At 58.2% G+C, this 25,624-nt stretch carries 24 protein-coding genes and 1 pseudogene; 14 read left to right on the forward strand and 11 right to left on the reverse strand.

The genetic code is table 11. The features are described from left to right. The first annotated feature begins 24 nt into the window (after positions 1-24). From QVF59_RS18920 to QVF59_RS18935, 4 genes and pseudogenes are all read left to right on the forward strand, one after another. Positions 25-657, forward strand: a complete 633-nt coding sequence (locus QVF59_RS18920; RefSeq protein WP_287881880.1) for an Abi-alpha family protein — start codon at positions 25-27, stop codon at positions 655-657. A gap of 213 nt (positions 658-870) precedes the next feature. Next, positions 871-1,359 carry a hypothetical protein gene (locus tag QVF59_RS18925; RefSeq protein WP_287881882.1) on the forward strand — a complete coding sequence of 163 codons (489 nt, stop codon included), beginning with the start codon at positions 871-873 and terminating at the stop codon, positions 1,357-1,359. A 140-nt stretch (positions 1,360-1,499) separates the two neighbouring features. Next, positions 1,500-1,692 (forward strand): annotated as a pseudogene (locus QVF59_RS18930) (IS3 family transposase); the annotation flags it as partial. 61 nt (positions 1,693-1,753) lie between these two features. Further along, the gene (locus QVF59_RS18935; RefSeq protein WP_287881884.1) at positions 1,754-2,359 is read left to right on the forward strand and encodes a hypothetical protein; all 606 of its coding nucleotides are present in this window, start codon (positions 1,754-1,756) and stop codon (positions 2,357-2,359) included. A gap of 555 nt (positions 2,360-2,914) precedes the next feature. Here QVF59_RS18935 and QVF59_RS18940 read toward each other — a convergent pair. The 3 genes from QVF59_RS18940 to QVF59_RS18950 all read right to left on the reverse strand — a co-directional run bounded on the left by QVF59_RS18940 (position 2,915) and on the right by QVF59_RS18950 (position 4,477). Then, positions 2,915-3,304, reverse strand: coding sequence for a tautomerase family protein (locus QVF59_RS18940; RefSeq protein WP_287881886.1), 390 nt, complete (start codon positions 3,302-3,304; stop codon positions 2,915-2,917). Positions 3,305-3,350: 46 nt separating this feature from the next. Beyond that, positions 3,351-3,767: a MarR family winged helix-turn-helix transcriptional regulator gene (locus QVF59_RS18945; protein ID WP_287881888.1), complete on the reverse strand. Its 417-nt coding sequence runs from the start codon at positions 3,765-3,767 to the stop codon at positions 3,351-3,353. A 185-nt stretch (positions 3,768-3,952) separates the two neighbouring features. Next, positions 3,953-4,477, reverse strand: a complete 525-nt coding sequence (locus tag QVF59_RS18950; protein ID WP_287881890.1) for an isochorismatase family protein — start codon at positions 4,475-4,477, stop codon at positions 3,953-3,955. A gap of 208 nt (positions 4,478-4,685) precedes the next feature. Between QVF59_RS18950 and QVF59_RS18955 the strand changes: the two genes are divergently transcribed. The 3 genes from QVF59_RS18955 to QVF59_RS18965 are packed head-to-tail and all read left to right on the forward strand — an operon-like array spanning position 4,686 to position 6,264. Further along, positions 4,686-5,267, forward strand: a complete 582-nt coding sequence (locus QVF59_RS18955; protein ID WP_159874701.1) for a helix-turn-helix domain-containing protein — start codon at positions 4,686-4,688, stop codon at positions 5,265-5,267. A 2-nt stretch (positions 5,268-5,269) separates the two neighbouring features. Then, positions 5,270-5,800 (forward strand): GNAT family N-acetyltransferase, encoded by a 531-nt coding sequence (locus QVF59_RS18960; RefSeq protein WP_287881892.1) that lies wholly within the window; start codon positions 5,270-5,272, stop codon positions 5,798-5,800. Between the two features lie 23 nt (positions 5,801-5,823). Beyond that, the gene (locus QVF59_RS18965; RefSeq protein ID WP_287881894.1) at positions 5,824-6,264 is read left to right on the forward strand and encodes a DMT family transporter; all 441 of its coding nucleotides are present in this window, start codon (positions 5,824-5,826) and stop codon (positions 6,262-6,264) included. Positions 6,265-6,380: 116 nt separating this feature from the next. On the opposite strand, the gene QVF59_RS18970 is transcribed toward QVF59_RS18965, so the two are convergent. Further along, on the reverse strand, positions 6,381-7,718 hold the full coding sequence (locus QVF59_RS18970) for an MFS transporter (RefSeq protein ID WP_287881895.1): 1,338 nt from the start codon (positions 7,716-7,718) through the stop codon (positions 6,381-6,383). 193 nt (positions 7,719-7,911) lie between these two features. Here QVF59_RS18970 and QVF59_RS18975 point away from each other — a divergent pair, with 193 nt between their 5' ends. Together QVF59_RS18975 and QVF59_RS18980 are read left to right on the forward strand one after the other, a co-directional pair. Beyond that, the gene (locus QVF59_RS18975) at positions 7,912-10,038 is read left to right on the forward strand and encodes a sensor histidine kinase (RefSeq protein ID WP_287881897.1); all 2,127 of its coding nucleotides are present in this window, start codon (positions 7,912-7,914) and stop codon (positions 10,036-10,038) included. After that, complete coding sequence (locus QVF59_RS18980; RefSeq protein ID WP_159874706.1) at positions 10,035-10,634, forward strand: response regulator transcription factor; 600 nt, start codon at positions 10,035-10,037, stop codon at positions 10,632-10,634. The genes QVF59_RS18975 and QVF59_RS18980 overlap by 4 nt, the downstream gene beginning before the upstream one ends. 39 nt (positions 10,635-10,673) lie before the next feature. Here QVF59_RS18980 and QVF59_RS18985 read toward each other — a convergent pair whose 3' ends face one another. Further along, positions 10,674-11,372 (reverse strand): dienelactone hydrolase family protein, encoded by a 699-nt coding sequence (locus QVF59_RS18985; RefSeq protein WP_287881899.1) that lies wholly within the window; start codon positions 11,370-11,372, stop codon positions 10,674-10,676. Positions 11,373-11,585: 213 nt separating this feature from the next. On the opposite strand from QVF59_RS18985, the gene QVF59_RS18990 reads away from it, so the two are divergent. After that, positions 11,586-14,267 (forward strand): bifunctional diguanylate cyclase/phosphodiesterase, encoded by a 2,682-nt coding sequence (locus QVF59_RS18990; RefSeq protein WP_287881901.1) that lies wholly within the window; start codon positions 11,586-11,588, stop codon positions 14,265-14,267. Here QVF59_RS18990 and QVF59_RS18995 read toward each other — a convergent pair. Beyond that, positions 14,249-15,175 carry a LysR substrate-binding domain-containing protein gene (locus tag QVF59_RS18995; protein ID WP_287881903.1) on the reverse strand — a complete coding sequence of 309 codons (927 nt, stop codon included), beginning with the start codon at positions 15,173-15,175 and terminating at the stop codon, positions 14,249-14,251. The genes QVF59_RS18990 and QVF59_RS18995 overlap by 19 nt on opposite strands. A 109-nt stretch (positions 15,176-15,284) precedes the next feature. On the opposite strand from QVF59_RS18995, the gene QVF59_RS19000 reads away from it, so the two are divergent. Beyond that, entirely contained in the window at positions 15,285-15,893 is a 609-nt protein-coding gene (locus tag QVF59_RS19000) for an FMN-dependent NADH-azoreductase (RefSeq protein WP_287881904.1), read from the forward strand. Between the two features lie 183 nt (positions 15,894-16,076). Beyond that, positions 16,077-17,648 (forward strand): sensor domain-containing diguanylate cyclase, encoded by a 1,572-nt coding sequence (locus QVF59_RS19005; protein ID WP_287881906.1) that lies wholly within the window; start codon positions 16,077-16,079, stop codon positions 17,646-17,648. Positions 17,649-17,654: 6 nt separating this feature from the next. Here the strand turns inward: QVF59_RS19005 and hemF are convergent, their stop codons facing one another. The 4 genes from hemF to QVF59_RS19025 form a co-directional block, all read right to left on the reverse strand. Beyond that, positions 17,655-18,563, reverse strand: a complete 909-nt coding sequence (gene hemF, locus QVF59_RS19010) for an oxygen-dependent coproporphyrinogen oxidase (protein WP_287881908.1) — start codon at positions 18,561-18,563, stop codon at positions 17,655-17,657. A 431-nt stretch (positions 18,564-18,994) separates the two neighbouring features. Continuing rightward, entirely contained in the window at positions 18,995-19,825 is an 831-nt protein-coding gene (locus tag QVF59_RS19015; protein WP_159874713.1) for an alpha/beta hydrolase, read from the reverse strand. 108 nt (positions 19,826-19,933) lie between these two features. Then, complete coding sequence (locus QVF59_RS19020) at positions 19,934-21,295, reverse strand: ATP-binding protein (protein ID WP_240902568.1); 1,362 nt, start codon at positions 21,293-21,295, stop codon at positions 19,934-19,936. After that, positions 21,292-21,999 carry a winged helix-turn-helix domain-containing protein gene (locus tag QVF59_RS19025; protein ID WP_287881911.1) on the reverse strand — a complete coding sequence of 236 codons (708 nt, stop codon included), beginning with the start codon at positions 21,997-21,999 and terminating at the stop codon, positions 21,292-21,294. Before QVF59_RS19025 ends, QVF59_RS19020 begins: the two co-directional genes overlap by 4 nt. Positions 22,000-22,159: 160 nt before the next feature. Here QVF59_RS19025 and QVF59_RS19030 point away from each other — a divergent pair, with 160 nt between their 5' ends. After that, the gene (locus tag QVF59_RS19030) at positions 22,160-24,226 is read left to right on the forward strand and encodes a carbon starvation CstA family protein (protein ID WP_287881913.1); all 2,067 of its coding nucleotides are present in this window, start codon (positions 22,160-22,162) and stop codon (positions 24,224-24,226) included. A gap of 20 nt (positions 24,227-24,246) precedes the next feature. Then, positions 24,247-24,450, forward strand: a complete 204-nt coding sequence (locus tag QVF59_RS19035) for a YbdD/YjiX family protein (protein WP_287881915.1) — start codon at positions 24,247-24,249, stop codon at positions 24,448-24,450. A gap of 88 nt (positions 24,451-24,538) precedes the next feature. On the opposite strand, the gene QVF59_RS19040 is transcribed toward QVF59_RS19035, so the two are convergent. Then, positions 24,539-25,219, reverse strand: a complete 681-nt coding sequence (locus QVF59_RS19040; RefSeq protein ID WP_287881917.1) for an NUDIX hydrolase — start codon at positions 25,217-25,219, stop codon at positions 24,539-24,541. Between the last annotated feature and the right edge of the window lie 405 nt (positions 25,220-25,624).

Here is a 25,624-nt window from a genome sequence, read left to right on the forward strand (position 1 = left end):
TTCGCTACCAAGGAGGAATAAGTAATGGATGTTTCTACAAACATTGTTAAGTCAATTCCGAAAGAAGCTTGGGGGCAGCTCGCGCGCACAGCGTGCACTACGTTTGAGAAGCTGATCTATCCGTTAACTGCCACAACGGAAGGCATTGGGCGCTTAATAGAGCTACGGTTCTTGAAACTAGAAGACGAACAGAAGATCATTGCCGCAAAATGTCTGGAAGAAGTTTACAAAAAAATCCAGGAACTTCCAGTTGGGCCAGGCCCTGATGTTATAGTCAAGCCCAGTGTTGTTTATGAAGCGCTTGAGAATACTGATAATCAAACTGACATTACAATCAGAGGTTTGTGGGCAAATCTTTTGGCAAACGAATTTCTTGATGGAGGGGTCCATCCGGAAATAGCAAAACTACTTTCGAGGTTAACTTCACGTGACGCGGTTTTACTTCTAAAGATAGCTCAACAGGATGAATCTACTTCACTTACTATCAAGGTGCTTAAAGCATTGGCATCGCGGACAACATTAGGGCTCTTTAATGAGCGTAAAACGTTCAATCATATACACTTAGTAAAGCTTGGGCTTGTGACCGAATTGGACAGAGTCTGGATTCTTACGACCACAGGTCGAGAACTTATGAGGGTAGTAAGTGACCCGGCGTGATGAGTTAGCACGAAGCGGCGCATGGACTGTCTGGCCTCCTGTAGGCATTTCTGCCCTATGATTTGAGCATGGGAAGATGGCTCCGATGGTGGTCTCAAAGCAACTCATATGGCCTCAAAGCGGAGTTTATGGCCCATGTATAGATGACCAGCGCTGTATTCTGATGTAACTAAGCTGACTGATGAGTTCAAGAATGATATTTAAGGATGAATCGTGGTATTGCATACTACAGTTATTATTGACTGGCACGGGCCTTACAGCTATTCCGAAATAGAAGAAAATCCAGAATGGGGAAATGGCCTCTACTTGGCAACAGGAAAGCTAAAGTACGAGCGAGAGGCTACAATCCAATATTGTGGTATTACTGAAGGTAGTTTTCTTGGTAGATTTAGACTTCATCATAAAGTACACGAAATTAACAGGGGGCAAGAGTTTTGGCTTGGAACGGTTAAATATCCTGAAGATGCATCAAGACATTTCCTTGAGATGGCGGAATCAATGATAATTTACTTTTGGCAGCCTACTCTTAACGAAAAAAAGAGATCATTTCCCCCAAGGCCGATAACCTTAATTAATAAGTGGTTTAAAAAAAATGGCTCACCTCGCTTTCGTCAGCACACAATGTGTAAATACCTAAGTGATGTCATATCTTGGGATGGTGAGTTGTGGAGAAGTGGAAACCTTCAGGTTTGGGAAGAGTGACATAGAATAATATTCTCAATCCATCCACCTCACGCAGAAGGCCGATGATTTTTCCCTAAAAAAGGCTTCTTCTCGTCGGATCTCCTTGGATTAAGGACATGGGACTCTAAAGCAGCGGACTATTTAATTCTGAGGAGACGTCGCATAGCCTGTGCCAATGGATGAAACGTTATGACCCCACGCGCCCCAAGCAAGCCGAATTAGCAGACTTGCAAGCTGAAATCCACCGTCTCAAGGCAGCACTGAAACGGGTGACCGAGGAGCGCGACATCCTAAAAAAAAGGCCACCGCATACTTTGCCAAGGAGTCCGGATGAGATATGCCTTCATCCGAATAACTGGATCAAGGGCTGAATGTATATAAACATTTTTAGGCCTAATTCTTAGAGCGAGAGATGATTACAAAACAAATGAAAGTTCACATTCCTATTGATGAAGTTAAGCAACTGGCTGACCTTGGTAGCATCCAATATGAATTAGGTATAGCTAAGCAGCTTTGTGAGCTTGCATTAATTGAGCGCGATGATACAAATAAAAATGCGATTCTCATCGATGGGCTAGTTACAGCTGCAGTTATTCGATACGTGAGATGCTTTCATAATACAGGAAAGCGATTTGGCCTTGCACGTGAAGATGTGCCGAAAGATCTTTTGGATGCACACGATCATTTGAAGAAGGTACGAGACAAACACGTCGCACATTCAGTCAATACATATGAGCAGCCTTACGTTTCAGCATATATCGAATTGGAAGATGGCATCAGAAAGCCATTCACAATGCTTTTGACTGAGTCCGAGCGCGTAATATTCAACAAAAACAATGCTGGCGCTCTGCACGCTCTAATAGAGATAATTCTGGAGGGCGTCGAAAAAAATAAGTCGATCGAGCATGATAAGGCATTGATTGCTGTCAACAAACTGGATGAATGTTTGATAAATAGTTTTACACCATGGGCTCCCATGGAGGTCGATCCCAGTAAAGTGGGCGCTGGTCGGAAATGATATCGAATCGTGAGCGAATTTTCTGGGAATAAAAAAATCTCAAGGCCTTTTAATTTACGGAACAAATCATCTGTCACCGTCGTCCCGGCAGACCTATTCCCTGTCCTTGTTGTTTCGACTGACTTTGTTCAACACCTTATGGTGCAGGGGATTACTCAGAGAGAGTCCGACGGACTTTGGCTTTGAATTGCCCCCTCGCTAGATCAAGGCTTTACGGCCTATGTTCCCGACGAACTTTATTCGGTGTAGTCATTATTCAGAAGCGGGGTTTCTAGTCCGTTTCATGGTTTTAGTGTGTACCAAAGGGTTGATGATTGGATCGTATTCAGCCTATCAAAAGACCCACTCTGAACTGGTAATTCAGCTTAGCGACGAGTTTGGAGTGAAGCTGAAGAACTTATTAAAAACAGCTACAGGAGCCATAGGGGATGTGATCTAGGTTCAGAGAGCGTCTTTTCGATCTACAAGAAAAGAAAAAGGAGGGATATGGGACTTCAGCCTCATTCCCTCCCTTAGATTGTTGAATTGACAATTGAACGGCTCGAATAGTTTTTCTTAGTGGTGATACCTAAACTCTTGAGTCTTTCCACCGAAACCATAAGCTGTAGCGCTCACATCTTGAACATAGATGTAACTCTCTTCATGAAGGTTACCTAGTAACCGATCAAAGCCTTCGTAGGCTTCCTTGATGTACCGAGCCTTTTCGTCCTTGGTGTTGGTTTCATCAGTGATTTTAATGTCGAAATAGAAACTATTCTTTCCAGCCTCGCTCAACAGCTTTCCTCCAACGAACCATGAGTCGTGATCTACATACTCAATAGCTATAGCTGTCACCTCCCGCTTCTTTTTAAGAATACGGCTCGTTAGATCCATCAGCAATTCCCCGACCTGACTAGTCAGTTCTTGGGACTTCTTACCGCTTATCTTCACAGTCAAAATTGGCATTTCAAGCCTCCATTTAGTTAGCTATGCAACCATTTCGTCAAAAAAACTACCTGATAGATGAGCCGATTTCTCTTAGATTCTTCACTGTAGTCTCAAATTGATCACTACCAATGATTCGTTTGATCTTCTTTGTAACTTCACCACTTGCTAGATTCAGATCATCATGAATTGCTCGTGCTTTGGCTGTAGGGTGTAGTTCATGACTTCGACCATCTGTACCAGCATGTAGCTTTTTAACGAAGCCGAGTTCGATCAATCCATCTACAGAGCGTGAGCAAGTCGCTTTAGAAATATTCAGTTCGATAGAAAGATCAGTACTCGTAATTGATTGCTTATCTAAGATCACACGAAGCATAAAAGCTTGGGACGGTGTAAGACCAAAAGGTTTGAACGCACCAGTCCACTCCCGTTCTAGCTGACGGGCTAAAGAAGTGGTGTTGAAGTACAGGCAATGCTCGAACATGACTCAAGTATAACAAAATTAGTTAGCAATGCAACTAAGTGAGAAATCCATCGTCTTGCGTTGCCACTCGAACTCCTTTTGGAGAGCAAGGCAGCTTCATCTGGATACAAGCTCGTCCGGCAAGCATGTCTTGTCGGGCTGTTGTTATTGGAAGAGTGAGCTTGTATTGGATCGGGGTCGCAAGCCTACAAGGCGGCTGCGGTTTTTACATGCAAGGGCTGCGGGGTGGCATTGGTAGCGTGCCATACCGCGTTGAAGTGGTCGATCACCTGTTCGCCGCTCAGTGCAAAGGCACTCAGGGTGGTATGCGCATCTGCAATCACGGTGACCTGGAACCCCCGTGATACCGCATTGCGCAGGGTGCTGTCTACGCAGAAGTCTGTTGCACAGCCGCCCAGCCACAGCTTGCTGACGCCCAGCGTGTCCAGCAGGGAGGCTAGCGGAGTGTCGCAAAAGCTGTCGCCATAGCGCTTGAAAATGCGGTGATCACCGGCAGCCTGCTGTAGGGTCGGATGCAGCTGCCAGTCGGCACTGTCCCGCTCCAGCCCGGCCTCCTCATGCTGAACAAACACGACGGGAAAGCCACGCTGGCGTGCCTTGGCAATGGCCAGGTTGAGGTTTTCCAGCACAGCGTCCAGCCGGACGGCAGGCAGATCACCCGCAACAACCCCACACTGGATGTCCACAATCAGCAAAGCAGTATCCGGCATACATCCTCCTTGGTGAGCAGACAGGATAATTGTTATTTAAAAGTCATGCAGGTTGGTGTGATCTGCTTCTGCCTGCTTCCTGGTCCCGCGGAATGGCCTTGCTGTGGTTCAGGCTGCTTCGCTCAAGTGTGATCAGGCCAATGCGCTGCGTGGTTTTTGCTGGATTTTCGTCTTGATTTTGGGAAAATATTTCCTGTATATTGGAAATATGAACCTGGATACCCAATTAGCCAAACGCATCCGCAGCTTGCGCAAGGAGCGTGGCTTCTCTCTGGAGCAACTGGCAGAGCGCAGCAGCGTCAGCCGCTCGATGATTTCACTGATCGAACGTGCCGAAACCAGTGCGACGGCAGCTGTGCTGAACAAGCTGGCCGATGCGCTGGGGGTGAACCTGGCCTCGCTGTTTGATGAGGAGGCTGCCGTCGGTGCCGCCCTGCCGCTGGCACGCGCAGCAGAGCAGCAAGTGTGGCAGGACCCGGCCTCTGGCTATGTGCGCAAGCATCTGTCGCCGCATGGTTATGGCTCGCCGCTGGAGCTGGCTGAAGTCAGTTTTCCGCCCGCTGGCCGCGTGGTGTTCGACAACGCCATGCGCAGCATCACCACGCATCAGCAGCTATGGATGCTGGAGGGGGAAATGGAAATCACCCTGGAAGGGCAGGTGTGGTTACTGCAACGGGGCGACTGTCTGGCCATGACTTTGGGTCAGCAAATTATTTTCCACAATCCGGGCAGTCAGCCCGCCCGTTATCTACTTGCCCTGACGGCAACACCTTCTTTTCCCGGGAGATAGTCATGACTCAGCCGCAACTGGTTTGCTGTACCCATGAGCGCCACGCCGCTGCCATTCTGGATATTTTCAACGATGCCATCGTCAACTCCACCGCACTGTACGACTACAAGCCCCGCCGCCCGGACAGCATGGATGGCTGGTTCGCCGCCAAGCACAAGGGGGGCTATCCTGTCATCGGCATTGAGAACGCCGCTGGCCAGCTGTTGGCATTTGGCAGCTATGGCAGCTTCCGTGCCTGGCCTGCGTACAAGTACACGGTGGAGCACTCGGTGTATGTGCACAAGGATTTCCGCGGGCAGGGTCTGGGGCGTCAAATCATGCAGGCGCTGATTGCCGCAGCCAGAGAGCAGGGCGTGCATGCCATGATGGGCGGTATTGATGCCAGCAATAGCGGTAGCGTGTCCCTGCACGAGAGCCTGGGCTTCCGTCATGTCGGCACCCTGCCTGAGGTGGGTTTCAAGTTTGGGCGCTGGCTGGACCTGGCCTTCTATCAGTTGCTGCTGGAAACCCCGCTGCAGCCGGTGGATGGCTGAATTACCCGCCGGGATAGCCTGCGATGAATGCATTTCTGGTTTTTCCGCTGCTGGTAGCGGCTGGTGTGGCGCTGGTGTTCCAGAACCTGCTGATGGTGAAGATCACCCAGTCGGTGTCTACCGTGCTGATCACGCTAGCCATCAACTCGGCGGTGGGCCTGGTCTTGCTGCTGGCCAGTCTGCTGGCGCGCAAGGGCCTGGCCGGGCTGGGCGAGATGGTGCAGGCCATGCAGCCCTGGCTGCTGTTGCCGGGTTTGCTGGGTTCGTTTTTTGTCTTTGCCGGCATCATGGGCTATCAGTCGATTGGCGCAGCCGCCACCATTGCCGTGCTGGTGGCCAGTCAGCTGCTTACCGGCATGGTGGTGCAGATGCGGCAGACACATGCGCTGCCTGATGTAAGCGCGCTGCTGGGGGCTGTGCTGTTGATGGCTGGTGTGGTGCTGATTCTGCGTGCGCGAGCGTGATTTTCTTCCCGCTCATGATTGGCAGGCCCCGTGCCGGTGGATATTCCCGGCCAGACAAGAAAATGCCGTTCCCTTGGCTTGGGAACGGCATTTTGCCGTAAGGGCCAGTTGCTGGCTCAGCCCTGTGACTCGGCATTGATGCGCGACTGGGCACCGGTATCACGCATAAACCAGCAAACCAGCAGGGTGCAGGCAATCACTGCGGTGGTGTACCAGTAAAAGCCGCTTTCCAGCTGGATGGACTTGAACCACAAGGCCAGGTATTCCGCCGTGCCGCCAAATACCGATACCGCAAAGGCGTAGGGCACGCCCACCCCGGTGGCGCGGATGCTGGCCGGAAACAGCTCGGCCTTCACCAGTGCGTTGATGGAGGTATAGCCGGACACAATCATCCAGGCGCAGGCGATCAAGCCAAAGGCTTCCCACGGCCCGCTGGCGTGGCGGATGGCGGTGAGCAGGGGTACGGTGAACAGGGTACCCAGCAGGGCAAAGCCGATCAGCAGCGGCTTGCGGCCAATGCGGTCGGACAGCGCGCCATACAGCGGTTGCAAACACATGGCAAACAGCAGCGAGGCGGCCGATACGGCGGTGGTTTGCATGTCGGTCAGGCCCACCGACAAGCGCAGGAATTTCTGCATATAGGTGGTGTACACATAGAAGGCCAGCGTGCCGCCCATGGTGAGGCCCACCACCAGCAGTACTTCCCTGGGATGTTGTGCCAGTTGTTTCAGGCCACCCATGGCCTTGGATTTCTTGCGGGCTGCTTCAAACGACGGGGTTTCCGGCAGATTGTGGCGCATGCGCAAGGCCAGTACCGCCAGCGCCGCACCTACAAAAAACGGAATGCGCCAGCCCCAGGCGCGCAGCTCTTCCGCACTGAGCAGGAATTTCTGCAATACCAGCAGCAGGATCAGGGCCAGCAGCTGTCCGCCAATCAGGGTGACGTACTGAAAGCTGCTGTAGAAACCACGGTGTTTGGAATCAGCCATTTCCGACAGGTAAGTTGCGCTGGCACCGTATTCGCCGCCCAGGCTCAGGCCTTGCAGCAGGCGGGCAAGCAGCAGGATGCAGGGCGACAGGATGCCGGCGCTGGCATAGGTAGGCGCACAGGCAATCAGCAGCGAGCCGAAGCACATCAGCAGCACCGAGGCCATCAGCGCGGTCTTGCGGCCCATGCGGTCACCGATGTGGCCAAACAGGATGCCGCCGATGGGGCGGATGAAAAAGCCCAGTGCAAAAATGCCGGCGGTGGACATCAGTTGTGCGGTGGTGTCCTGTGCCGGGAAGAAGGCATTGGCAAAATACAGGGCAAATGCCGAGTAACAGTAGAAGTCGAACCATTCGACCAGATTGCCGGCCGAGCCGACGATGATGGCGTGCAGACGCTTGCCGGATATCCGCTCGCTGTTGCTGCTACCGGTGCTGCTGGCCGGTTGGGTAGTGGCGCTACGCATGTGTTCTCCTTTGTTGTGCGGGATATAAGTATGTTTGTTGGGCGCCCCGCTGCTGATCTACCACTATGCGGTGCAGATCGCCGGAAGGCATCCGCAACTTTGCCGCTGTGCTCTCCGTAAAACTACGGAGAAGCGTTCCATGCCGGCCGGACTGCTGCTAAGGTCTGCGCTTGGCAATGGGCGGAGAGAGGTCATGCAAGGCAGGTTCACTGCACGCCACGGGCGCTGGTTGCTGCTGGCCGTGGCTGCGCTCTGGCTGATTGTGCAATCCGGAAACTGGGCGGAGCGACACGAGATGGAAGCGCGCACCGCCGCGCTGCGCCAAGCGGCGGCGGCGCATGTGCTGGGCCTGCGCGGGCTGGTGGAGAGACATGACTTCCTGCCTTATGCCGCAGCCCGTCACCCGGATGTGCTGGCCTTGCTGCAGTCGCCACAGGATGCCGTGCTGCGTGCGCGGGTAAACCGCTACTTTGCCGATCTGCAAACCACGACTGGTGCGGCGGCGCTGTTTCTGGTGGATCGCAATGGCCTGACGCTGTCGTCCAGCAACTGGAATCAGCCTGCCAGCTTTGTGGGCGAATCCTATCGCCAGCGCCCTTATTTCGAGGATGCCATCCAGGGGCGACGCGGCTTCTTTTACGGCCTGGGGCTGACCACCGGCCAGTCCGGCATGTTCATCGCCGAGCCGGTGCGCGGGGAGGACGGCATCCTGGGGGTGGCTGTGGTCAAGGTGAGTCTGGAGCCTTTGCAGAATGCATGGATGCGCGGTACCGATCCGGTGCTGCTGCGTGACAGCCGTGGCGTGGTGTTTCTCAGTGCGGTACCAGAATGGCTGTTTCATGCGGCCAGTCCCTTGTCGGCGGCGGATTTGCACTGGATCAGCGCGCACCGGCAATATGGCGCGCGCAACAGTTTTCCCCAGCTGCCCTGGCGCATCCAGTCCCGGGCAGCGGGCGGGCATATCGTGCACACGCTGCTGCAAGGCCGCCCCAGAACCCTGTATGCACTGGATACCGCGCTGCCGGAACTGGGCTGGACCCTCACCGTCACCACCGACATGAAAGAAGTGGCCCAGGCCCGCCAACTGGCGCTGATTCTCAGTTTCACGCTGCTGGCGCTGCTGCTGCTCACCATTCTGTACTGGCGCTTGCGTGAAAAACGCTTTGTCGAACAGCGCACCGCCAGGCTGGAACTGGAACGCCGGGTGGAAGCCCGTACCCGCGATCTGGAAGAGGCCCACACCTTTCGCAAGGCGATGGAGGATTCGCTGCTGGTGGGCATGCGCGCGCGCGACCCGGAAGGGCGCATCATCTACGTCAACCCGGCGTTCTGCCGCATGGTGGGCTATGACGCGGAGGAGCTGCTGGGCTGCCGGCCACCCTATCCCTACTGGCATCCGGACGAGCTGGAAAAACAGGCCAAGGTGAGCGACGACGTGTTGCAGGGCCGGGCGGTGCCCTATGGTTACGAATCACGCATCCGTCACAAGGACGGCCATGACGTGATCACCATGATTTACACCGCCGCCCTGGTGGACGCGCGCGGCGTGCATCGTGGCTGGATGAGTTCGGTGGTGGACATCACCGCGCAGAAACAGGCTGAAGCCCGTCAGCGTGACCAGGAACTGCGGCTGGAACGCAGCGCACGGCTGGCCAGCGTGGGCGAAATGGCCTCCACCCTGGCGCATGAGCTGAATCAGCCGCTGATGGCGCTGTCCAATTTCGCCCTGGCCGCTCGGGCGCTGGCTGATCGGGGTGCCAGCAGCCTGTTGGCCGAAACGCTGAACGACATCATTGCCCAGTCGCGCCGGGCTAGCGAAATCGTCAAGCGGGTGCGCGTATTCATCAATCCCCAACGCGCGCAATATGAAAACCTGCAACTGGCCGAGGTCATCAACCATGCGGTGGCCCTGCTCGAGCCGGAGCTGCAGCGCCACCATGCCCAGTTGCAACTGCAGTTGGAGGAGGGAACACCACCGGTGCGTGGCGATCGGGTATTGCTGGAGCAAGTACTGATGAACCTGATTCACAATGCCTTGCATGCTGTGCAGCCGTTGCCGGCGGGACAGCGCAGCATCCTGCTGCTCAGCCAGCGAGTAGAGCAAGGTGTGTGCGTGACCGTGGCGGATAATGGAGCTGGCATTCCAGCGGCACAGCTGGAGCAGATTTTCGCCCCCTTCTTTACCTCCAAGCCCGATGGTCTGGGACTGGGGCTGAATATCTGCCGTACCATTGTCGAGGCACACGGCGGTAGCATTACCGTGGAAAACCGCCCCGACGGCGGCGCAGCTTTTACCTTTACCCTACCGCTTGCATCATGAAAGACATGCCGCTCACCCTGTTTGTTGTCGACGATGACGAGGCCCTGCGCCGTTCCCTGCTGCTGCTGTTGCTGTCACAGGGGCTAGCCGTGCAGGCTTTTGACTCCGGCGAGGCTTTTCTCAGTGCCGTCAACCTGCGTCAGCCAGGCTGCGTGATTCTGGACTTGCGGCTGGGTGGCATCAGCGGCCTGTCGGTGTTTGAGCAGTTGCTGGCGGCGCACAGCCCGCTGGTTACCTTGTTCCTGTCGGCGCACGGTGATATTCCCACTGCGCTGGAAGCGGTACGGCGCGGTGCTTTTGACTGGGTGGAAAAGCCGGACACCCAGCAGCTGCTGGACAAGTTGCCTGCCGCCATCGCACTGGCCCGGGTACGCGCCCAAGCTTTGCGGCAGTGGGCAGAACTCACCCCGCGCGAACGCGAGGTGGCCCGCTTGGTCGGGCTGGGACAGGCCAATAAGGAAATTGCCCGTGTGCTGGTGCCGCCCTGCGGCCACCGGTCGGTGGAAACCCACCGCGCCAATATCTTCAGCAAGCTGCAGTGCGCCAACGACAACGAACTGGGGCGCTGGCTGGCTGCCCATCCCTGGCTGGATTAAGGCTGCGGTGGGGCAACGGCCTGCAAGGGGTGCGGCTGCTTACAGGTGTGCGGCCAGAAACTGCAGGCTGCGACCGGTGGCCAGTGCTGCGGCAGGCTGGTTGTACACCGCGTGGCGGCCCCAGCAATTGAAGCCATGGCCCACGCCGGGATAATCGAAGAACACGGCATTGCTCTTGCCGGCGAAGGCCGCTTTCACGGCGGTGACGGCAGTCTGCGGAATATGATCGTCATTGCCAGCGTAATGGAACAGGATGGGCTGGGTGATCTGCCCGGCTAGTGCCAGGTGCTGGTCAATGCCACCACCGTAGAAGCACACTGCCGCATCCGCCTGGCTGAGTGCCGCTGCGCGGAAGGCCAGCTGGCCACCCAGGCAGAAGCCCAGCGTAGCCACTTTGCCGCTGACTTCCGGTCGACTGCGCAGCAGGGCGACGGCGGTGGCAACATCGGCGGCTGCCTGGGCGGTATCAAGCGTCTGGTAATAGCCGAATGCCTGGCGGGTGCCGGCCTCATCGTAAGCCAGGTCCACACGCGGATTCAGCCGCCAGAAAACATCTGGTGCCAGTACCACATAGCCGGCCAGGGCGTACTGGTCTGCCACGGCCCGGATATGTTCGTTCACGCCCCAGATTTCCTGCACCAGCACGATGCCAGGGCCATGGCCTGCGGGTGGCAGGGACAGATAGCCGCCGAATTGCTGACCGTCAGCGGAGGGGATGTCGATCCAGCTTGCATTCACGGGAAACTCCTTGGGTACGGGATTGCATCAGATAGCAAGCAATGGCTTGCCGGGTTGGGGCTTAGCATAGTCAAAAACCGTAGCAAGGCGCAGTGCTTTTTGTAGCTGCGCTGCCGGGTAAAGGCAAATGTACTATTTATAGGTGTCTGTAAACTGGGATAAAGGATGGCATATTTGCTAATATAAAAAACGGCATTCACCATTTCTCCCTCCATGATGCAGCGCTCGCAACGCACTTTCATTGTGTTTTTCCTGCTGTTGTTCGTGGCGACGGCAGCGCTGATTGCCTTTCTGCTGGGAACCTCCTATGTGGAGAAGCAGCGTCAGGCCGAGGTTAATGCCAGCAATGTCGTAAGGGTGCTGGAGGCCAGGCTGGAAGCAACCTTGCGACGCAGCCAGGCCACTTTGGAGGAGCTGGCCAGGACAACTCCTCCTGCCGTGATGTCGCTGGATGTGCGCGCACAGCATGCGCTTGCCATCCAGCGTGAACTGGCCTTACGGGCCAGCCATTTTCCGGAAATCGTTGGCCTGCGGTTGATTGATGCCCAGGGCAATGTGTTGTACGCCTCGGATTTTCTGCTACCAGAGGCATCCGTACGCGACCGCAGCTATTACAAGCTCCTGCAGCAGCATCCGCAACAGTCCTTGTTTTTTTCGGAAGTCTCCATCGGCCGGCTCAGCCACACCCGTCAGCTATACATTGCCGTACCCATTCGGGATGCCCGCGGCGGCTTTGCCGGCGTAGCCATGGCACCGCTGGACATTGCCTATTTCCAGAAACTGTTTGCCGCGGTGGATCTTGGCCCGCATGGCGTGATTACTTTCCGGCGCAGCGATGATGGCCGACTGGTGCTGCGCCTGCCAGAACAGCCCGATACCGTTAACCACAGCCTCAACTACAACCCTATGCAGCAGCGTATCGATGCCGGAGACGCACTGGGTACTTTGCGCTATCACTCCGATGTCGATCATATCGAGCGTGTCTATGCCTTCCGGCGGATTGGTGACTACCCCTTCTACCTGGGGGCCGGCATTGCCAGCCGCGATTTTCTTGCGCCGTGGTATGCCACCTTGCTGGGGACGGTGGGGGTCAGCCTGATGGTATTGCTGGCGCTGGGATTGCTGCTGTACCGCTTGCAGCGCTCGGAGGTACGCCAGCAGGATGCCACGGCAGACTTGCAAGCCAGTGAAGACCGTTTCCAGCTGCTGATCAATTCGGTGGGCGAGGGTATCTGCGGCATGGATCATGACGGGCGCTGCATCTTTTCCAATCCGGCGGCCCGCCGGCTGCTTGCCTATCAGGAAGATCCCGCCTTGCTGGGGGTGGATTTGCTGTCGTTGATCCACCAGCACCTGCCGGATGGCCAGTTCTTGCCAGCAGAAGACTGCCCCATCCGCCAGGCCTTGCGTCAGGGCCACAGTGCCCATGCCGAGGATGATGTCTTCACGCGTGCGGATGGTACCTTGCTGGCGGTGCGTTACGATGCCTATCCGCTGGTCAAGGACGGGCGGGATATTGGCGCGGTGCTGTTGTTCCAGGATATTGGCGAGGGCAAGCGTCAGCAGCAGCAGATTGCTTTTCTGGCACACCATGATGTGCTGACCGGCCTGCCCAACCGCATGCTGGCGGAAGAACATTTTTGCCAGCTGGCCAGTCTGGCCCAGCGCCAGGGCGGCATGCTGGCCATGCTGTTTCTGGACCTGGATGGCTTCAAGACCATCAACGACTCGCTAGGCCACGATGTGGGCGACGAAATGCTGCAAGCCGTGGCCCTGCGTCTTCGCAGCCTGTTGCGTGAGCACGATACAGCCTGCCGGCTGGGCGGCGACGAGTTTTTGCTGCTCTTGCCCGGTATTGCCGGCGTGGACGCGCTGCTGCCGCTGATCGGACGCATCCTGCATGGGTTGGAGGCTCCATTTACGCTGAGCCGCCACCAGCTGTCCACCTCGGCATCCATCGGGGTGGCGCTGTATCCGGTAGACGGCGATGACTTCACCACCTTGATGAAAAAGGCGGATACCGCCATGTATCACGCCAAGGATGCCGGGCGGAATACCTGCCGGTTGTTTGATGCCGCCATGCATGTAGAGGCGCAGGAAATGCTGCGTTTGCGCAGCCAGTTTCTGACGGCGCTGGAGAGTGGCCAGTTTGTGCTGCATTACCAGCCACAGCTGCGGCTGGGCGATGAGCGGGTGCTGGGGGTGGAGGCGCTGGTTCGCTGGCAGGACGGCGAAACCCTGATTCCTCCTGCACAGTTCATCCCCATGGCGGAGAGCAGCGGCTTGATCGTGCCGCTGGGCGAATGGGTGCTGCACGAAGCCTGCCGTCAGGCCATGTCGTGGCAGTCCTGTTATGACAGCCCGGTGGTGGTGGCTGTCAATCTGTCTGCCGTGCAGTTCAAGCGCGGTAATCTGGAGCAGGCGGTGGCATCCGCCCTGGCCAGCAGCGGACTGGCACCGCATCTGCTGGAACTGGAACTGACAGAAACCACCTTGCTGCACCAGACCGAAGCGGTGCTATCCACTCTGCACCGGCTGAGCCAGCTGGGCGTGCGGCTGGCAATTGATGATTTCGGCACTGGCTACTCCAGTCTGGCCTATCTCAAGCGGCTGGCAGTCAACACCCTCAAGATTGATCAATCTTTCATCCGCAACCTGGCTTTCGATCCGGATGATGCCAATATCGTGTGCGCCATCATCGAAATGGCCCACAAGCTGCAGTTGAACACGCTGGCCGAAGGCGTGGAAAGCCGGCAGATTGCCGACCTGCTACTGCAGATGGGGTGTGACCAAGTGCAGGGTTACTATTATTCCCGCCCGGTGCCGATTGACCAGTTACAGGTTTATTTGCGCAGACGGCAAGCCGCCACGCAGGCTCAGCCGGGGGGCAGGTAGGACGGGTGGCCGGGTGGAATCAGGTCGGTCACCAGAAAGTCGATGAAGGAGCGGATGGCCGGTGACAGGCCGCGCCGGGTGGTGAAGGCGGCATGCAGAATGCCCCACGGGCTGTCGAAGGCGGGCAGCAGTCTGACCAGCCGACCTTGCTGCAGTGCCTCGTCGCACACCATCACCGGCAGGGCGGCCACGCCCAGTCCGGCAATGGCAGACTCCAGCAGCACCAGCAGATCGTCGGTCATCAGGCGCGGATTGTCGATCTGCAGGCTGTAGGTGTGGCCGGCTTGATCCAGCAGCTGCCATTGGCCGCGCCCGTCCGGACGGCTCATGGTGAGCGCGGGCAGCCCGGCCAGTTCTGCCGGTGATTGCGGCATCGGGTGCTGTTGCATGAAGGCCGGGCTGGCCACCAGGATGACCTGGCTCACTGCCAACTGGCGTACTACCAGATTGGCGCTGTTGTCTATGCTGTTGCGCACCCGTAGCGCCACATCAATATTGTCTTCTATCAGGTCTACCCGCCGGCTGGTGGCTTCCAGTGCTACCCGTACCTGCGGATAGCGCTGCATGAAGCGCGGCAATACCGGGGCCAGAAGGGTCTTGGCCAGCAGTTCCGGACAGCTGACCCGCACCAGCCCGCGCGGCTCGGCGGTAATGCGCGAGATGGCATCGTCAGCGGCTTCTGCCTCTGCCAGCATGGCCTGGCAGTGTTGGTAATAGCTGCTGCCTACCTCGGTAAGCGCCAGGCGACGGGTGGTACGTTGCAACAGGCGCACGCCCAGCCGCTCTTCCAGTTCGGCTACCCGCCGTGACAGGCGGGACTTGGGAATGCCCAACATACGGCTGGCCGCCATGAAGCCACCAAATTCCACCACCTTGGCAAAGTAAAGCAGGTCGTTAAGGTCTTGCATTTTATTGTCCTATTGGTGGAACAATGTTTCCTTTTTTAGCAGTCTAGTCATGATTGGCTACAAAAACTACTATTCAGCCATACCCCACTGCACATAAAGGAAGTCCACCATGAAACTGTTGCACCTTGATTCCAGCATCCTCGGTCAGAACTCCGTTTCCCGTCAGCTGACTGCTGCCGTGGTGGATGCCGTCCGCCAGAAACATGCAGCTGTCAGCGTGAGCTACCGAGATCTGGCTGCCCAGCCGATTGCCCATCTGTCCGGCGAAATCATCGGTGCCAATTTCACTGCCGAGGCTGACTGGACTGAAACCCAGCGTCAGGAAAGCGCGCTGAGCAATGCGCTGATTGAAGAATTCCTGGCCAGCGACGTACTGGTGATCGGCGCGCCGATGTACAACTTCTCCATTCCTTCGCAGCTCAAGAGCTGGGTTGACCGCGTAGCCGCCGCAGGCCGTACCTTCAAGTACACCGAAAACGGCCCGCAAGGCCTGGCAGGTGGCAAGAAGGTGGTGATCGTGTCCAGCCGTGGTGGTGTGTACTCCACGGAACAGGGCCAGTTGATGGACTTCCAGGAAGACTATCTGCGCACCGTACTGGGTTTTCTGGGTATTACCGATATCGCCTTCATCCGCGCCGAAGCGGTCAATATGGGTGAAGACAAGCGTGCAACTGCCATCTACGCTGCCAAAGACGCCATTGCCAAGCTGGCCATCTGATTGCTGCTTGCTGCTGAAACGGGCCCATCGGGCCCGTTTTTCATTGCATGACGTTGAAATTTTGCCTGCTGGGGTGTGCAAATTTTGACCACTATTACTTGTCAACATATACAAAGTACGGTTTTATTCAGACAAGTGTGTTGCTGGTGAGTGGGCAAGATGCGCAGGATATGGTTAGGGGAAGTGGTTCTGGATCATCAGCCTGCCTTTCGGTTTGGTCTGGCGCTGGTGATCATGCTGCTGCTGGCATCCAATGGCTGGTATGTCTACTCGCGCTCGCTTAGCCTGGCAGACCAGTACGCCCACCATGCGGTAACCGGCGTTAACCAGCATTTTGCCCGCATCTTCGGTTTCATCGACACCATCCAGTCCGAAACGGTGAACGAGCTGCAATGGGGCAGGCCGCATCATAATGCCGAGCTACTATCCGCTGCCTTGCACAATCCACCCGGGCAGGCCTTCTATGCACTAGACACGCTGCCGCCACCATTTACCCATGCCGAACTGGGCAATCTTACCGGGCTGGGACAGGTCGCCACCCTGGATGCGCGACACCGCCACGAAATTGGCGTGACATTGGGGATGGCCCCGATGCTGACGGCAGCCTATCGCCATCTGGGTGATCAGGGCGTGGCCTGGGTGTATTACCTGTCCAACCAGCAGTTCATCTACATTTACCCGTTCACCTCTTCCTCCAGTTATCACTACAGTCCCGCCACCGCTGCCGGGCAGTTCTGGCGCATGGCCCAGCCGGCAGTCAATCCGCAGGGCCGACGGGTGATCACGCCGGTGTATATCGACCAGGCCGGCAAGGGGCAGATGCTCACCATCAGCCAGCCCATCTGGGTGGATCACCAGTTTCGTGGTGCCTTGTGCATAGATGTCAGTGTTTCCATGCTCAATCGCCTGCTTGGCAGTGTTGAGGCGCCACTGGGCAGCCTGTATCTGCTCAATGCCCAGAACCAGGTGGTGGCGGCCAGCAACGAGCAGGCGCTGCCACAGGAAAACCTGCTGGAACTGCCGGTCTCTGCCGAGTACGAAGCGGGCGCGGGGGCGCATGTACGGGTATTTGCCGTGGGCAACACCGGCATGCGGGTGGTGCACTACCTGCCCAATCACTGGCTGGCACGAGAGATAGCCAAGGGCTGTGCGCCTGGCATGGTGGCGGCTCTGCTGCTGTGGCTGGCCTTGCTGCTACTGCTCCGAACCTGGAGACTTAACCGCGAATTGCGTCGTCTGTCCGAGCACGATGCCCTCACCGGCGCACTCAACCATCGTGCTTTCCAGGCCTTGCTGGCACAGCTGTATCAGGCCTATCGGGAACATGGCACGGTGTTTTCCCTGGTGATGGTGGATCTGGATCATTTCAAGAAGGTAAACGACAGCTTCGGGCATGCCATGGGGGACGATGTGCTGAAAGTGCTGGTAAGGCTGGCGCGCCATCTGTTGCGCAGTGAGGACAAGGTGGCAAGGTTGGGCGGCGAGGAGTTCGTGTTGATTCTGCCTGGTGCCGATTTGCGCGATGCCATGAAAGCAGCCGTCCGCCTGCGTCTGCAGCTGGAGCGGCTGCACTGGAGCAAGCTGGGCTTGCCGGGCAAGGTGACGGCAAGCATGGGCTGTGCCGTGGTGCTGGCCAGCGACAGCCAGGCCGGAGCGGTACTGAAACGGGCAGACGACGCCATGTATCGTGCCAAGCAGGAGGGACGCAACCGGGTGTGCCTGGATTGGCATGGTCAGCCACCCGGTGTGCAGTGATCGCGTTTATACCCAGTTGCGGGCGGGCAGAAAGCGCTCGTACAGCTCTGCCTCCGTGCTACCCGGTTCCGGCTGGTAGCCGTATTCCCAGCGTACCAGCGGCGGCATGGACATCAGGATGGATTCGGTACGGCCACCGGTCTGCAGGCCAAACAGTGTGCCGCGGTCCCACACCAGATTGAATTCCACATAGCGACCACGGCGGTACAGCTGGAACTGGCGCTGGGCATCGGTCCACGGGGTGGCTTTGCGCTTGTCCACGATGGGGACATAGGCGCTGACAAAACCATTGCCCACCGCTTGCAGAAAGTCAAAGCTGCGCTCGAAACCCCAGGCGTTCAGATCGTCAAAAAACAGCCCGCCCACGCCACGGGCTTCGTTGCGGTGCTTGAGGAAGAAGTATTCGTCACACCATTTCTTGTAATCGGCATACACCGTGCTGCCAAAGGGCTGGCACAGATCACGTGCCACGCTGTGCCAGTGGACCACGTCTTCTTCCACTGCATAGTAGGGTGTCAGGTCAAAACCGCCGCCAAACCACCAGATCGGCTCGGTACCGTCTTGTTCGGCAATGAAAAAGCGCACATTGGCATGGCTGGTGGGAATGTGCGGGTTTTCCGGATGAATCACCAGCGATACGCCCATGGCCTCGAAGCGGCGGCCAGCCAGTTCCGGGCGGTGTGCGGTGGCCGATGCCGGCAGGGCATCGCCGCTGACATGGGAAAAATTCACCCCGGCCTGTTCGAATACCGCGCCTTTGCTCAGCACCCGGCTGCGCCCGCCACCACCCGCCGGACGCTGCCAGGCGTCCTCGATAAAGCGCCCCTGGCCGTCAGCCTGTTCCAGGGCGGCACAGATATGGTCTTGCAACTGCAGCAAAAAGGCTTTCACCTTGTCGGCATGGGGGTGGCTCATCGCAATATCCTGGGTGGTCGTGTGGCTGGCATTGTAGCAGAGGGGGTTCTGGCTGCTGCACTGGTGTGGGCTGTAGCGAGGGCAGAAAAAAAGAACCCGCCGGGAAGGCGGGCTGCACATCGTCACACAAAGGACAGAGGAGTACAGGTCTGTTGCCAGACCCTTACAGATACAAAGCAAGAGGTTTGTCGCAGGCTCGGGGGTGTCTGCGGCAAGGCCGTCTGCATGCAATACAGTGTGCCAGAGCCAGCATCCGTTACTGTGCGGCTAGCGTCCTGCCTGTGTGCCAGCGCTGTGCCGGCTTGGTGACGGTGGGTGACAAAGCGCCGGACTTTGTTGCGAATGATGAAGCGTCGGAACTTGGGACGCCGGAATGAAAGCAGGGCCGCGACGCGATGGCGTGGCGGCCCTGTGGGGATGTGCTACCGGATTCAGGCGGTGACTGCGTCGGCAGGCCACTGGCTGATGCTGGCGCTGCTGGTGTCCTTGCGTGGTGCCGGGCGTGCCTGGAAGAAGTCCACGCTGCGAGCCAGCACGGCCATGCGCTCGTTATCGACCAGAATCATGTGATAGCTGTCCGACAGTGGCATGAAATCCACCTTGCCGCCCAGATGGGCTTGCAAATGATGGGCCGAGCGCGGGCTTGTGATGTCGTCTTCGTCGGCATGCACGATCAGGGTGGGGCAGGTAATCTGCGCCAGGCGCGGCATCAGCTGGCGGCGCAGCTTGTCGACTTCGCGGATACAGGCCAAGGGTACATAGGGGTAGTGGAAGCGCTCGCCACGCTCGAAGCGTTGCTGGATCAGCTTGCGGATGCGCGGGTTCTTGATACCGAAGGGCTCGGCTTCCGGAATGCGCATGCGGCGCGCCATGCCTGGCAGGATATAACCCAGCGGGCGCAGCCAGGTCAGACGCGGCAGGCTCCAGCCATCGAGGAATAGCGGCGGTGCGTACAGTGCCAGCTTGTCCTGATGGTTTTCCAGCCGCGCCACTTCCAGTGCCACCAGCGCACCCAGGCAAACCCCGGCCAGATGCACCACGCCATGGCGTTGCTTCAGCGCGCGGTATTCGGCCCGCATGCTGTCTATCCAGTCGGTCCAGCCGATGTCCAGCAAGTCGGTCGGTTCCGTGCCATGCCCGGGCAGCAGCGGCGCATGCGTGACGATGCCCACATCTTCCAGGGTACGACCCAGCGAGCCCAGGTCATAGACAGTTCCACCAAGCCCGTGGATCAGCAGGGCAGCAGGTCGGGGAGAGCGCATGGCAATTCCGCATACTCAAATTGAACAGCCTGCATTATGCGGGGCTGTATCGTGTTGGTCTGTCCGCTTCGTGTCCGCGCTTTGTGACAGGCTGTGACCCGATGGCTGTCAACTCAATGCAATGCGCAAGGTCAGCCGGGCACCGCCCAGCGGGCTGCTACCGGCAAAGGCGCTGCCACCGTGGTGTTCGGCAATCAGCCGTACATAGGACAAGCCCAGGCCATAACCGCCGGTGGAGCGGTCACGGCTGCGGTCCAGCCGCCGGAAGGGTTCGAAGATGCGTTCGCGGTCCGCTTCCGGAATGCCATGCCCATCATCATCCACCTGGATTTCCAGCATGGTGCCCTGGCGTTCCACGATCAGATGTACCTGATGCTGCGCATATTTGAAGGCGTTGAGCAGCAGGTTGCGGCTGGCCACGTAGATGAGCTTGCGGTCGAAGGTGGCCTGGCCGCGGGCGCAGTCCATGGTGAGGCTGATGCCGGGGGGCTTAAGCGGGTTGACCAGATCCAGCAGGTCGTCAAACCAGTCGTACAGATCTACCTGCTCGCGCTGCAGGATGGACTCACCGCGGTTGAGCTTGGCGTATTCCATGCTGGCAGTGATCAGTTCTTCCAGCTCCTGCATGTCGCGTTCCATGCCGTCACTGTAGCGACGGCGTTCGTCTTCGTTGTCTTCTTCTTCCAGCATGGTCAGGCCAAAGCGCAGCCGGGCAATCGGGGTGCGGATTTCATGTGCCACCGCGTGGCTCATGGCCTGGTGCATTTCCAGCAAACGTTCCAGTCGGGCGGCCATGCTGTTGAGCGCGGTGGATAGCGGGGCAAACAGGCGGCTGTGGGCTTGCGGGGTGCGCACATGGAAGTCGCCGTTGGCAAACAGCTCGGCGGCATCGCGTACCGACACCAGGTCACGCCACATCGGTCGCAGGTAGAAGTACATCAGCAGGCCCAGCGTGCCGCCGGTGAATACGATCCACAGCAGCAGTACCTCGATGTCTTCGGTAATCCAGCCACTGTCGTTGCTGTTGGGGGTGGCGTCCAGCGGGCCGAGCAACAGCATGCGCTTTTCATCCGGCAGCGGGATGTAGAGCAGGTTGTTATCGAAATCCAGATAGGTTTTGCCGCTGGTAAAGTTCTGCTGGCTTTCCGGGTCCAGATCAGCGGGCAGGCTGGATATCAGTTTTACCGGATAGCTGAAGTGACGGACGAGTTGTGGCAAGGCGTGTTCGCGGGCGGCCACCGGCACGCGTTGCAGCTCCTGCACCAGCAAGGAGGCGGGGCCGTCCAGCATGCGCCGGGCGTTTTCGCTGTCGCTGTTCTGGTACAGCTTGCCCAGCATGAAGGCGAAACCGATGATGATGGCCAGCTCTGCTGCCATGGCAATGATGAAATAGCGGGCAAACAATGTGGCCAGCGATGCCTTGCCGGCACGTGGTTTGCGGTCTGGCCGCAATGAGGCGAGTTTCATCATTCCCAGTCGCTACGCGAGAACAGATAGCCCTTGCCGCGCACGGTCTTGATGCGGGTGGGCGAATCAGGGCTGTCGCCCAGTTTTTTGCGCAGGCGGGAGATGCGGGCGTCGATGGAACGGTCCAGCCCGTCAAAGCCAATGCCGCGCAGCTCGTTCATGATGTCGTCACGCGACAGTACTTGGCCGGCATGGCTGGCCAGCAGCCACAGCAGGTCGAACTCGGCGGTGGTGAGTTCCATTTCCTCGCCGGCCAGATAGGCGGCGCGGGTACCCTGGCTGATGGTGAACTGGCCGAATGCCAGTTCGTCGTTGTCTTCGTTGTCACCGCTGCCCTCATCTGAAGCACCTCGGCGCAGCAGGGCGCGCACCCGGGCCAGCAGCCGGCGCGGTTCTACTGGTTTGGCCAGATAGTCGTCGGCTCCCAGTTCCAGCCCCAGGATCTCATCCACGTCTTCATCCCGCGCTGTCATGATCAGGATGCGGCCATGGTAGCGCAGCCGCACTTCGCGGCAGACGTCAAAACCTTCCTTGCCGGGAAGCATGACGTCGAGGATGACCAGGTCGGGGCGGGTGTCCAGAATGACATCGGCGGCGGTGTCGCCACGGCCATGCTGGCTGACCTGATAACCATGCTTGGTCAGGTAGGCGGCAATCAGCTGGGAGAGATGGATGTCATCTTCGATGATGAGAATGTGGGGTGCCATGCGGTGTCTGCCGGAAACAATGGGAGAAATAGTATCACCATACTGGCAGATGGCTTGTAATTCCGAATCCATACGAACAGAATGAAACGCGTGTTTTCCATACACATTCAGGCCGGTCCCGATGTCGGCCCATGATTAATTCAAGGACAGAGAAAATCACATGCAACGCTTAAAGGAATGGGCAATCTGGATTGCCGTCGCCCTGGCGGGCGCCATCGCCTTTGCCGTGGTGGCATTGAATCGAGGTGAGCCGGTCAATGCGGTCTGGCTGGTGGTGGCTGCCGTATCGGTGTACTCCATCGCTTATCGTTTCTACAGCCGTTTCATTGCCGATAAGGTGCTGGAGCTGGATCCGCGCCGTTTGACACCGGCAGAAAAGCATAATGACGGGCTGGACTACGTACCCACCAACAAGTGGGTGGTATTTGGCCACCATTTTGCCGCCATTGCCGGTGCCGGCCCGCTGGTAGGCCCGGTGCTGGCCGCGCAGATGGGTTATCTGCCGGGGACTTTGTGGATTCTCATCGGCGTGATGCTGGCCGGCGCGGTACAGGATTTCCTGGTGCTGTTCCTGTCCATGCGCCGCGATGGCAAGTCGCTGGGTGAAATCATCCGCCTGGAGCTGGGCCCCATTCCCGGCGTGATTGCCTCCATCGGCATCCTGATGATCATGATCATCCTGCTGGCAGTACTGGCGCTGGTCGTGGTCAAGGCGCTGGCCGGCAGCCCGTGGGGTACCTTCACCATTGCCTGCACCATTCCGATTGCCCTGTTCATGGGGGTGTATACCCGCTTCATCCGTCCGGGCAAGATTGGCGAGATTTCAGTTATCGGCTTCATCCTGCTGATGCTGGCCATTGTCTACGGTGGCGATGTGGCGCACAGCCCGACGCTGGCACCGCTGTTCACCTTCCAGGGCACCACACTGGCGTGGATCCTGATTGGCTACGGCTTCATCGCATCGGTACTGCCGGTATGGTTGCTGCTGGCCCCGCGTGACTACCTGTCCACCTTCCTCAAGATCGGCACCATCATCGGTCTGGCCCTGGGCATTTTGTTCGTCGCCCCCCAGTTCAAGATGCCGGCGCTGACCCAATTCGTCGACGGCACAGGCCCGGTATGGAAGGGCAGTATGTTCCCCTTCCTGTTCATCACCATCGCCTGCGGTGCGGTCTCCGGCTTTCACGCCCTGATCTCCTCAGGCACCACACCCAAGCTGCTGGACAACGAGGTCAACGCCCGCTACATAGGCTACGGCGGCATGCTGATGGAGTCTTTTGTGGCCATCATGGCCATGGTCGCAGCCTGCGTGATCGAGCCTGGCGTCTACTTTGCCATGAACAGCCCGGCCGCCCTGGTGGGCAGCGATGCCCAGAGCGTGGCCACGGCCGTCAGCGGCTGGGGCTTCCACATCACGGCCGACCAACTGGACCAGGTCGCCAAGGACGTGGGAGAGAACACCATTCTGGCCCGCGCAGGCGGCGCGCCCACGCTGGCCGTGGGCATTGCCTTCATCCTGCACCAGGTGCTGCCGGGTGAGAACACCATGGCCTTCTGGTACCACTTTGCAATTTTGTTTGAAGCGCTGTTCATCCTCACGGCCGTGGACGCCGGTACCCGCGCCGGCCGCTTCATGCTGCAAGACCTGCTGGGCAACTTTGTGCCTGCGCTGAAAAAGACCGACTCCTGGGCCGCCAATGCCGTGGGCACCGGTGGCTGCGTGGCCATGTGGGGCTGGCTGCTTTACCAGGGCGTGGTCGACCCCCTGGGTGGCGTGAACACGCTGTGGCCGCTGTTCGGTATCTCCAACCAGATGCTGGCCGCCATCGCGCTGATGCTGGGCACCGTGGTGCTGATCAAGATGAAGCGCGCCCGCTACGCCTGGGTCACAGCATTGCCGGCCACCTGGTTGCTGCTGTGCACCACGGCCGCAGGCCTGATCAAGCTGCTGGATCCCAACCCTGCCGTGGGCTTTACCAGCCTGGGCAAGAAATACAGCGACGCCATCGCCTCCGGCCAAATCCTGGCCCCCGCCAAGAGCATGGAGCAGATGCAGGCCATTGCCTTCAACGCCTACACCAATGCCACGCTGACCGCTATCTTCCTGGTAGTGGTCTTTAGCGTACTGTGCTATGCCGTCAAGGTGGGCCGCCAAGCCCATAGACAGACCGAGCGCAGCGACCGCGAAACCCCGTTCCAGCCCATGCCTTCGGGTTCGGGCGTCTGAGGCCAAGGAAAGGACACACCATGCTCAAAAAACTGCAACAAGCCGGTAGCTACCTCGGCCAGGCCGCACGCATGATGGTGGGCATGCCCGACTACGGCACCTATGTGCGCCATATGGAGCAAACCCATCCGGGCCAACCCTATATGAGCTATGAGGAGTTCTTCAAGGAACGTCTCAACGCCCGCTACGGCGGCGGCGCGGGCCGCCCGGTACGCTGCTGCTAAGGCTACGGCCTTCTAACGAAAAAAGCATGCCTCGGCATGCTTTTTTTACGGCCAGAAAATCCTGGATTGCGGCCTGAGTGAACCGGCTTTAAAGCCCGCGCACACTCAGCGCCAGCTCCTGCTTGTAAGGAGCCCGCACCCTATAGAGCTGGGCCGGTCGATGGGCTCCACCGCTGTGCAGCGCGCCCGGCACCGGCTCCAGCAGCGCCATCTCGTCCATCTTGCGGCGAAAGCTGACCTTGTTCAGCGGCTCCCCCAACAGGTATTCATAGACCTGCTGCAGCTGCGGCAGCGTGAAATGGGGTCCGCACAAATGCACCGGCAGCGACGAGTACTGGCTTTTGTTGCGCACCCTGGCCAACGCGACGTCAACGATGGCGCGGTGGTCAAAAGGCAGCGTGCCCAGCGCCTCCACCGGCAGCAACTGCACATCGGCGCGCTGCGGCACCTGCTCCCATGGCAGCAACGCGCAATAGGCAATGGCCACAGACCAGCCGCGCGGGTCACGCGCCGGACCGCTGAAAGTGGCCAGCTGCTCCAGATAGGCCCCGCTATTGCCCAGCTTGTCTTTCAACACGCGCAGAGCGCTGGCCTTGGCATCGGCGTCTTCATCGGCATGCACATAACCGCCCGGCAGGGCCCATACCCCTTGAAACGGCTGCTGTGCCCGGCGCAGCAGCAAGAGCTGCAGCGCACCATCACGCAGCGTGAACACCACCGTGTCCACGCTGACCAGTACCGAAGGATGGGCGCCAGCAGTTCGATTCATTTTTTTACCAAGTCAACTTTCTCAACCACACAGTATGCCTACATCTCACGAATTTTCTTGTACTACTGGATCTGTCTTCATTGCAGCCCCATGCCATACATATTCGGCACAGCCTAGGAGACTGGCGCAACCCAATTCAGTGGCAGCCAGCAAGGGCCGCCCCGCAGCAAAGGCTGCCATCCCCCTTGGGGGAAGGTTCAACGCACCTCAGGGGGCAGTCATCAGTTAGTTGCAAAATTAAATTAACTAAATTAAACTGCACCCAACACAGGAGAAATGCCATGGCACAAACCCAGCTGCTGATCATCGACCCGCAAAACGATTTCTGCGATCTGCCACGCGCCTGCTGGCCCACAGGCTCCACCGGCGCCAGCCACCGGCAGGGCTGGGCCGGTGGAGCCTGTG

The sequence above is a fragment of the Aquitalea sp. genome (assembly GCF_030150775.1).
In the GTDB taxonomy this organism is placed as follows: Bacteria; Pseudomonadota; Gammaproteobacteria; order Burkholderiales; family Chromobacteriaceae; genus Aquitalea; species Aquitalea denitrificans.

What these genes read in the sequence shown, in the direction of transcription:
- QVF59_RS19035 (WP_287881915.1), top strand. Translation starts at nt 24,247, where the DNA reads ATGCTCAAAAAACTGCAACAAGCCGGTAGCTACCTCGGCCAGGCCGCA.
- hemF (WP_287881908.1), bottom strand. Translation starts at nt 18,563, where the DNA reads ATGAGCCACCCCCATGCCGACAAGGTGAAAGCCTTTTTGCTGCAGTTG.
- QVF59_RS18995 (WP_287881903.1), bottom strand. Translation starts at nt 15,175, where the DNA reads ATGCAAGACCTTAACGACCTGCTTTACTTTGCCAAGGTGGTGGAATTT.
- QVF59_RS18990 (WP_287881901.1), top strand. Translation starts at nt 11,586, where the DNA reads ATGATGCAGCGCTCGCAACGCACTTTCATTGTGTTTTTCCTGCTGTTG.
- QVF59_RS18955 (WP_159874701.1), top strand. Translation starts at nt 4,686, where the DNA reads ATGAACCTGGATACCCAATTAGCCAAACGCATCCGCAGCTTGCGCAAG.
- QVF59_RS18940 (WP_287881886.1), bottom strand. Translation starts at nt 3,304, where the DNA reads ATGCCAATTTTGACTGTGAAGATAAGCGGTAAGAAGTCCCAAGAACTG.
- QVF59_RS19000 (WP_287881904.1), top strand. Translation starts at nt 15,285, where the DNA reads ATGAAACTGTTGCACCTTGATTCCAGCATCCTCGGTCAGAACTCCGTT.
- QVF59_RS18965 (WP_287881894.1), top strand. Translation starts at nt 5,824, where the DNA reads ATGAATGCATTTCTGGTTTTTCCGCTGCTGGTAGCGGCTGGTGTGGCG.
- QVF59_RS19020 (WP_240902568.1), bottom strand. Translation starts at nt 21,295, where the DNA reads ATGATGAAACTCGCCTCATTGCGGCCAGACCGCAAACCACGTGCCGGC.
- QVF59_RS19040 (WP_287881917.1), bottom strand. Translation starts at nt 25,219, where the DNA reads ATGAATCGAACTGCTGGCGCCCATCCTTCGGTACTGGTCAGCGTGGAC.
- QVF59_RS18920 (WP_287881880.1), top strand. Translation starts at nt 25, where the DNA reads ATGGATGTTTCTACAAACATTGTTAAGTCAATTCCGAAAGAAGCTTGG.
- QVF59_RS19025 (WP_287881911.1), bottom strand. Translation starts at nt 21,999, where the DNA reads ATGGCACCCCACATTCTCATCATCGAAGATGACATCCATCTCTCCCAG.
- QVF59_RS19030 (WP_287881913.1), top strand. Translation starts at nt 22,160, where the DNA reads ATGCAACGCTTAAAGGAATGGGCAATCTGGATTGCCGTCGCCCTGGCG.
- QVF59_RS18980 (WP_159874706.1), top strand. Translation starts at nt 10,035, where the DNA reads ATGAAAGACATGCCGCTCACCCTGTTTGTTGTCGACGATGACGAGGCC.
- QVF59_RS18935 (WP_287881884.1), top strand. Translation starts at nt 1,754, where the DNA reads ATGATTACAAAACAAATGAAAGTTCACATTCCTATTGATGAAGTTAAG.
- QVF59_RS19015 (WP_159874713.1), bottom strand. Translation starts at nt 19,825, where the DNA reads ATGCGCTCTCCCCGACCTGCTGCCCTGCTGATCCACGGGCTTGGTGGA.
- QVF59_RS18960 (WP_287881892.1), top strand. Translation starts at nt 5,270, where the DNA reads ATGACTCAGCCGCAACTGGTTTGCTGTACCCATGAGCGCCACGCCGCT.
- QVF59_RS18945 (WP_287881888.1), bottom strand. Translation starts at nt 3,767, where the DNA reads ATGTTCGAGCATTGCCTGTACTTCAACACCACTTCTTTAGCCCGTCAG.
- QVF59_RS18950 (WP_287881890.1), bottom strand. Translation starts at nt 4,477, where the DNA reads ATGCCGGATACTGCTTTGCTGATTGTGGACATCCAGTGTGGGGTTGTT.
- QVF59_RS18970 (WP_287881895.1), bottom strand. Translation starts at nt 7,718, where the DNA reads ATGCGTAGCGCCACTACCCAACCGGCCAGCAGCACCGGTAGCAGCAAC.
- QVF59_RS18975 (WP_287881897.1), top strand. Translation starts at nt 7,912, where the DNA reads ATGCAAGGCAGGTTCACTGCACGCCACGGGCGCTGGTTGCTGCTGGCC.